This window comes from Fretibacterium sp. (assembly GCF_057312375.1).
This window is the reverse complement of the sequence record NZ_DBHLDX010000026.1, coordinates 20,278-27,219: the sequence shown is the minus strand read 5'-3', so window position 1 is coordinate 27,219 and position 6,942 is coordinate 20,278. Positions and strand designations below refer to the sequence as shown.

The 6,942-nt window shown below is 67.2% G+C and carries 6 protein-coding genes; 1 reads left to right on the top strand and 5 read right to left on the bottom strand.

Going from position 1 to position 6,942, the window contains the following annotated elements; genetic code table 11:
• The 3 genes from ACO41U_RS05765 to ACO41U_RS05755 all read right to left on the bottom strand — a co-directional run.
• A partial coding sequence (locus ACO41U_RS05765) for a hypothetical protein (RefSeq protein ID WP_485942299.1) occupies positions 1-1,198 on the bottom strand: 1,198 nt, incomplete at its 3' end.
• Entirely contained in the window at positions 1,188-1,325 is a 138-nt protein-coding gene (locus ACO41U_RS05760) for a hypothetical protein (RefSeq protein ID WP_485942301.1), read from the bottom strand. The genes ACO41U_RS05765 and ACO41U_RS05760, both read right to left, overlap by 11 nt.
• Before the next feature lie 75 nt (positions 1,326-1,400).
• On the bottom strand, positions 1,401-1,652 hold the full coding sequence (locus ACO41U_RS05755) for an AbrB/MazE/SpoVT family DNA-binding domain-containing protein (protein WP_298781475.1): 252 nt from the start codon (positions 1,650-1,652) through the stop codon (positions 1,401-1,403).
• Between the two features lie 280 nt (positions 1,653-1,932).
• On the opposite strand from ACO41U_RS05755, the gene thiT reads away from it, so the two are divergent.
• The gene (thiT, locus tag ACO41U_RS05750; protein ID WP_485942297.1) at positions 1,933-2,478 is read left to right on the top strand and encodes an energy-coupled thiamine transporter ThiT; all 546 of its coding nucleotides are present in this window, start codon (positions 1,933-1,935) and stop codon (positions 2,476-2,478) included.
• 71 nt (positions 2,479-2,549) lie between these two features.
• Here the strand turns inward: thiT and ACO41U_RS05745 are convergent, their stop codons facing one another.
• Both ACO41U_RS05745 and ACO41U_RS05740 read right to left on the bottom strand, forming a co-directional pair.
• Positions 2,550-6,191: a UvrD-helicase domain-containing protein gene (locus ACO41U_RS05745; protein WP_485942295.1), complete on the bottom strand. Its 3,642-nt coding sequence runs from the start codon at positions 6,189-6,191 to the stop codon at positions 2,550-2,552.
• A complete protein-coding gene (locus ACO41U_RS05740) occupies positions 6,169-6,888 on the bottom strand; it encodes a class II aldolase/adducin family protein (RefSeq protein WP_485942293.1) in 720 nt (239 codons plus the stop codon). The genes ACO41U_RS05745 and ACO41U_RS05740 overlap by 23 nt, the downstream gene beginning before the upstream one ends.
• Positions 6,889-6,942 lie beyond the last annotated feature (54 nt).

The following is a 6,942-nucleotide window of genomic DNA, read 5'->3' as shown; positions in this document are numbered from 1 at the left end:
CTTTCCGCTTGGAAAACCCCTTAACCTGAACGGTCTTTACGGGATGGAACGTTATAGCCTCTGCGCGCAGCTTCGGAACGGAGAGCCCCTGCACCACATCGCCGCTCTTGCTCGCTCCATTTACGGCATCCCCTTTGTCCTCAAGGCTTTTCCTGTCCACGAGAGAAGGAGTGCTGTCGTCCGGTTGTACCAGTTGCCGACTGAGGTATGGATAGTCATAAATCCCGTCGTGAAGTAGGTGGTAACTGGCGACATCGGGTTGGGTCAGCACTTTTTTGTTGATATCTCCGTTCGGGAAGATAAGCCGATCAAGAAAAACGTACCGTGGAGTTTCCGACTGCTTGATCAATTCCGGGAGCTGTTCACGGAACTTTCGCGCGGATACTATCCGTCCCTCCAAATACTCGACCCCATCGGCAGCGGACTGGGCGTCCATGACGACGACCGGACTTACCCTTTTCAGCCTCTCACGGACCGTGGGGACTTTTTTGCCGCTGTCCACATACACATATTTCCCTTCCTGCCAGGACCGCGTCACTACGTTTCTGTCATCCACCACATGCCAGGCTTTGCTTGCGCCTACCTCATAGACTTCTTCGCCATTCTCGTCCTGCGTCGCACGAACGAAGCCTTCCCGGCACCAGGCCTCCCTGACGTCCCATTCCTGCCCGTTCAGGATACGATCCCGCGCGCGTTCCAGCACACTGCTGTAGTCCCCGAAAGATTCAGGGCCATCCTTGAACGCAGTTGCATAAACTTCTTGCAACGATACGAGATCAACCTGCAGCTCCTTTCGCAGAAGAGCCCGCGGCACGACATTGAGGTTCGCCCTCAAATCTTCAATTTCAATCTGTATCTCGATGCGGTCGAGATCGGTGAGCTTTTTATCCTGTGCGACCACCGCCAGCTTCCGCATCCTCTCCATGATGTCAATCGTCTTCGACAGGGTTTCTTCTATCGGCTGTGCCCACGAAGGCAACGACTCGGCGGCCTCCTGCCTTTTTATCAGGGGAAACGATTCTCCTCCACTCAAACTGAGCTTTTTGCCCTTGTCGGAGAGAACCAGGGAATCGTAGACGGGCTGCTTTCGCTGCGCCAGGGAAGGGAAGACGGACCGCAGGGGATTGCCCCGCGCGGCGGCGGCCCCAGCCGATAGCGCGATCTTTGAAAAAAACTCTCTCACTCCATCAATCTGCATGGGAAACGCCTCCTGAACAGAAACATCCTCCCGCCAATGAGAAGGCGGGTTCTCCCGCTCTTTGAGTGATGGGCACGACAATAGCAACGTTAGCGGCATTATTGAAGACGGAAGAAGAAACGACCAGAACCGGCCTTGCCGTTCCCTAGTTGTTCATGTCCTGAAACGGGATTCAGGCACACCCGATAGATATCGCCGCGCTTCAAATCAACTCGGCCCCCTCCGCCTCGTTATCCAGCCAGGCAGCGTCGCGATCACTGAAATCAGTCATGGAAACAAGCTGCTGGAGCGAGTATTCCGGCGGCCGCTCACAGGGGGTAACGATAATCCGCCCCTTCTGAACTTCCAATCGCATTTCCGTTGCGGGCGTCAAGGACAGCGCTCGCGTTATCGTCGATGGGATGGGCATCATCAGCGATCCTCCCACTTTATGCACACGGCTTGTGAGCGACATCCAAAATCCCCCTATCGTGTTAATTATATAACAAAAGACAGGGCATTGTGCCACGATGAGGGCCGGGGCTCCTTGACAAACCCGCCCGTCGAGGTACTATTATGAAGGACGACCCAGGGGAGCAAGCGCTGAGAGGAGGCCGCAGGGCCTCGACCCTGGAACCTGACCCGGATAATGCCGGCGTAGGAAGACGGTCGTGCGTGGAGCCCGCAATGCCCCGCGCCCATCATGCCTCCCACTGGGACGTTCCTTATATCTCAACGTTTGGGAGGTTTTTTTCATGTCCAATTCCAATGCAGCCAGCATCCGCAGCGCGACGGCAGCCATGGTCGAGGGGGCCCTCTGCATCGCCCTCGCCGTCGTCCTGTCCAAGGTCAACCTGTTCGCCCTGCCGAACGGCGGCTCCGTCGACGCGGGGCTGGCACCGCTCTTCATCTTCGCCTGGCGCAGGGGCCTGAGGTGGGGCGTCGCGGCCGGAGCGCTGGCCGGTGTCGTCAAGGTCCTGCTGGGCGGCTACATCGTCCACCCCGTGCAGGTCGTGCTGGAGTATCCCCTGGCCTACGCCATGACGGGGCTCGCCGCAGCCTTCTCCTGCAAGAAGCCCTTGGGGCAGGCGATGGGCCTGGTGCTGGGGTTCCTGGCCCAGACGGGCTGCCACGTCGTCGCGGGGGCCATCTTCTTCGCCCAGTACGCGCCCAAGGGGCAGAACCCCTGGGTCTACTCCCTCCTCTACAACGCTCCCACCCTGGGCGCGAAGTACCTCCTGTCCGCCGCGGCCGCGTGGCTGCTCTGGAAGGCGCTGGAACGGGCCCTGCCGAAAAGGTAGTCAGCCGGGCCGCAGCGGCGCCTGATAGCAAGGGGGGCGGCGCACCGCCCCCCCACATTCGCGCTATAATTTCACCGGGCCGCCGGGCAGGAGGACCGCCATGGGCATCGCGGGCAGTGCTCCTCCCGCGGAGGCAGGTCCCGCACGGCCCCCAGACGGGCCGCGGCGCGCACGCGGCTCTCGATCGCCTCCCAGTCCTCGACCCTCCGCATCCGCAGGGGACTCCCCTCCCGCAGGAACACGAGCCCCGCCTCCACCCGGCTACAGGGCTCCCCGGCCAGCTCCGCGCCCTTCCGGGCCGCCAGGGCGTAGAGGTCCAACTGCGCGCTGTAGAGCTCCTCCGGAGCGTTTTGCATCAGCGTGACCTTGTAGTCCAGCACGCGCCAGACCTCCCCCTCGCGCCACACCACGTCCATGGCCCCGGAGAGGGCCAGTCCCCTCACCTCCACCCTGAAGCCCGCCTCCCGTCGCGCCCCAAGGGGCAGCGCGCCCCGCACCATGGCCCCGGCCTCGGAGCCGGCAAAGCGCAGGAGCCATGGGCGAAGGGCGTTTCGATTTTCCTCATCCCGCCAGACGTCCCGGAGCAGCGTCGGCAGGGACCGCAGCGCCCTGGGGTCCGTCAGCCAGCGTTCCAACTCCGCCTCGGCGTCGCCCTCCGCGGAGGGCCACCGCGCCAGGACCCAGTGCGCCAGACTGCCCAGGTCCGACCCACCGCGCCCGTCCTCCTCCGCCGCGCCCCGCGGCGCCTCCCAGGCCAGGTCCAGCCCCTGCCGGTAGCGCCGGCGCCAGGCCAGAGGACACCACTCCATCAGGGAGAAGGACGTAGCGGAAAGGACCGCCAGCTCCCTCGCCCCCGAATCCGGACGCGCCACAGCGACAGGGGCCGGTGTCGGCACGGCCCGCTGGGGCTTTCCAGCGGGCTGGGCCCCATCGCCGGAGGGGATCAGCTCCACGTCAGGTCCCTTCATGTCCGAGTCGCAGTCGCCGCGCTCCTGCATCCAGTCCAGCACGATGCTCGTCCAGCTTCCCTTCTCCGCCGGCGCGCTCCCCTCTTTCCCGAACGTCACGAGGCCGCAGTGGATCAGGGAGTCCTGCGCCCGGGTCGCCGCCACGTAGAGGAGGCGCAGGTCCTCCTCCCTCTCGCCCTGGCGCGTCAGCGCCCGCTCCCAATCCATGCTCAGGGGATCAGGGGCCGGGGTCCGGGACGCCGACAGCTCGTCCGGCAGCCCCGCGAAGGCCACGCCCAGCGTCCGCGACGGGCAGAGCGTGCGGGGCCTCCTCCGCTTCGCGGTGTCGAAGATCGCCACCACGGGGTACTCCAGCCCCTTGGAGGCATGGACCGTGGATAGCAGGACGGCGTTCACGCCCTCACCGTGCCAGGCCGGCTCCTCCATGTCCACGCCGCGGCGCAGTGCGCGGTCCATCCAGTCCGCACAGGCGGCCAGGCTGGAGGCGCTCCCCCGCTGGAAGGAGCGCGCGATGGACACGGCCCGACGGACGTTCCTCAGCGCGCGCAGCCTCTCCTTCTCAGGGAGGTTCGACAGCCAGCGCCGGTCCCGATCCAGGGGGGACAGGATCGCCGCAGGGCCGTTCCTTCGGCCGATGAGGGAGATCCTCTCCAGGCGGGCGGCCGCATCGGGAAGCGCCTCCTTCAGGGCCTCCATAACCCCGCGTCCGGTCCGTGTCGCCCCCCCGATCCGCTCAAGGCAGCGCCGGGCCTCCTCGATCGGGACGCCGGAGAAGGGCGACATCAGCCACCCGAACACGGCCGCGCCGTCCTCCCAGTCCTCCGCCGCGCGCAGGAGGCAGATCACGTCCGTCACCTCCCCGCGGCTGAAGTAGTCCCGGCTGCGGTCCTGCACGGCGGGGACCCCCGCCGCGGCGAAGGCGTCCTCCAGGAGCTCGTGGCTTCCCCGCGTCCGCGCCAGGACGGCGAAGTCCCTGTACCGCAGGGGACGGAGGGCATTCAGCCCCTTGTCCCATACGGTGCGGCCCTCATCCACCCAGCGGGCCACGCGGCGGGCCAGCGCCCCGGCCAGTCGCCTTCGGGCCCCCAGGACCGCGCGCCCCTCCTTCACCGCCAGCAGGACGGAGAAGGGCGCCGTCGTCCCGGCTCCCCGCTCTCCGGACCCCGCCGGAGACAGGGGCTCGAACTCGAGGCGCGACATCGCCTCCGAGGTCCCCAGCCCGTCGCGCCAAATGTGGGCAAAGAGGTCGTTGAGCCGCGTCAGGAGCGCTCCCCGCGTCCGAAAGCTGACGTCCAGCGTCACCCGCGCGTCCGCCCGGCCGATGGCCTCGGCGAACAGGGAGGGTTCCGCGTGGCGGAAGCCGTAGATCGACTGCTTGGGGTCCCCGACGGCGAAGAGCGAACGCACGCCCTCATGCCGCAGCGTCTCGATCATGCCGAACTGCAGCGGGTCCGTGTCCTGAAACTCGTCCACCAGGATGTGACGGAAGGTCCGCTGGGCCTTTCCGGACTCCACGGCCGCCCTGGCCTGAAGGATCATGTCGGAGAAGGAGAGCAGGCCCCGCCGGCGGCGCTCTGCGTCCCACAGCCCCCAGGCCGCCGCGCAGAACCGCAGCAGGGCGGACCGCATGAGGCGCTCCGGCTCCGGCAGGGGCGCGTCCGGCGAAGGGACGGAGAGCGTCGGGGTCCCGTCCTCCACCTCCCCATCCTGCCACGCGCCGAGCGTCGTCCCCAGCACCTCCTTCACCTTCTTCAGCAGGCCGGTGTTCCCGCCCTTGAGGCGCTCCCGATCCACGACCTCCAGGTAGAAGGCGCGGAGCTCGTCGTCCGCCGCCTCCGGCCCCGCCAGCCGGTCCTCCCAGCGTTCCATGAATTCCATCAGGAGTCGGTCGGGGACGTTCCTGCCGTTGGCCTGGGCCGCCGCCCCCGCGGCGCGGATGTCCTCCGCCAGAGCGTCGAAGACGCCGTGCCACGTCACCCAGGCACGGCGCCACGAGAGGCGCAGCATGGCCAAAATCTCCCGGCCCGCCGCCCGCGCCTGGGGGTCGTCCTCCCTCAAAGCCTCCTCCCCCCAGCGCATCATGTCCTCCCAGCGGTGCCCCAGGTCCGCATGGAGGTCCGCCGCCTCCCGCGCCAGGTCCTTCAGCGCCTCGGCGCCCCATCGCCCCACGGCGGCGGAGATCAGCGGGTCCTGGTCCAGCTCGCGGGCGACAGCCCGAAGGTGGGGGCTCTCGCAGGCGTTGGCCAGCTCCTCCAGGCTGCCCTCCTCCAGGGCGTCACGCACCCGCGCCCAGAAGCGCTCCGTCTGAGGTCCGGAGACCACGGCGGAGCGCGGATCGACGTCCAGCGCCAGCCCCGACTCCCGGACGAGGCGGGCGGCGAAGGCGTGGATCGTCGAGATCCACGCCTCACTGAAGCCCTCCAAAACCTCCCGACGACGCTCCTGACTGACGGGGGCGTCCTGCACGTCCATCAGGGCGCGGACGCGATCCTCGATGCGGCGGCGCATCTCCCCGGCGGCGGCGTCCGTGTAGGTCAGGGTCAGAATGTCGCAGGGCAGGCAGTCCGGGTCCGTCAGGAGCAGGCGCGCGTAGCGGTTGGAAAGGACCCACGTCTTGCCCGTCCCGGCCCCGGCCCCCACCGTGATGAGGCCACCGGAGGACGTGACCGCCGCACGCTGGCCCTCCGGCGTCCCATCGGGCAGCAGGGCCCCGTCCCAGAAGCTACTCGCGGCGTCCCTGTCCATAGTCGCGGAACCTCTCCCGCGCAGCCAGCAGGTCCGAGGAGGAGAGCAGCGCCGGCGTACCGACGGACGCCGCGTGGACCAAAACCTCGCAGGCGAACTCCAGTTGTTCCGCCAGGGCGAAGGCATGACCGACGTCCGGCCCGGCGGCCAGGAGGCCATGGTTCCCCAGCAGCACCGCAAAGCGTCCTCGCATCCCCTCACAGGCCGCCTCCGCCAGCTCCCGGGTGCCAAAGGGGTAGTAGGCCGTGCAGCGCACGTCGCCGCCGGCCAGGGCTGCCGCGCAGTGCACGAACGGCAGCCCTCCCGCCTGGGCCTCCCGCGTGCAGGAGACGGCCGTGGCGTAGACGGAGTGGGTGTGCACGACGGCTCCGACGTCCTCCCGTCCGAGGTAGAGCAGGCGGTGCATCTCCACCTCGCTGGAGGGCTTGCGGGCGCCGTCCGCGACGCCCCCCGCCATGTCCAGGACCACGACGTCCTCCGGCCTCGTTTCAAAGTAGTCCATGCCGGAGGGACTGACGGCAAACAGCCCCCTCTCACGGCTCAGGACGCTGACGTTCCCTCCCGTGCCCCGCGTGAGGCCACGCTCCACCAGCCTGCGGCCATACTCCACGACGGCGTTTCGTTCGCGTTCGAGCAGCGTGACGATCTCCCCCTTCCTGCTTCCTGTAATTAAATTATAGCGGACGGGACGCCCCATCTGTTAGAATAGGTTTACACCCTGAAGAACGAGCCGGTCCCCTTGAGGGCCGGC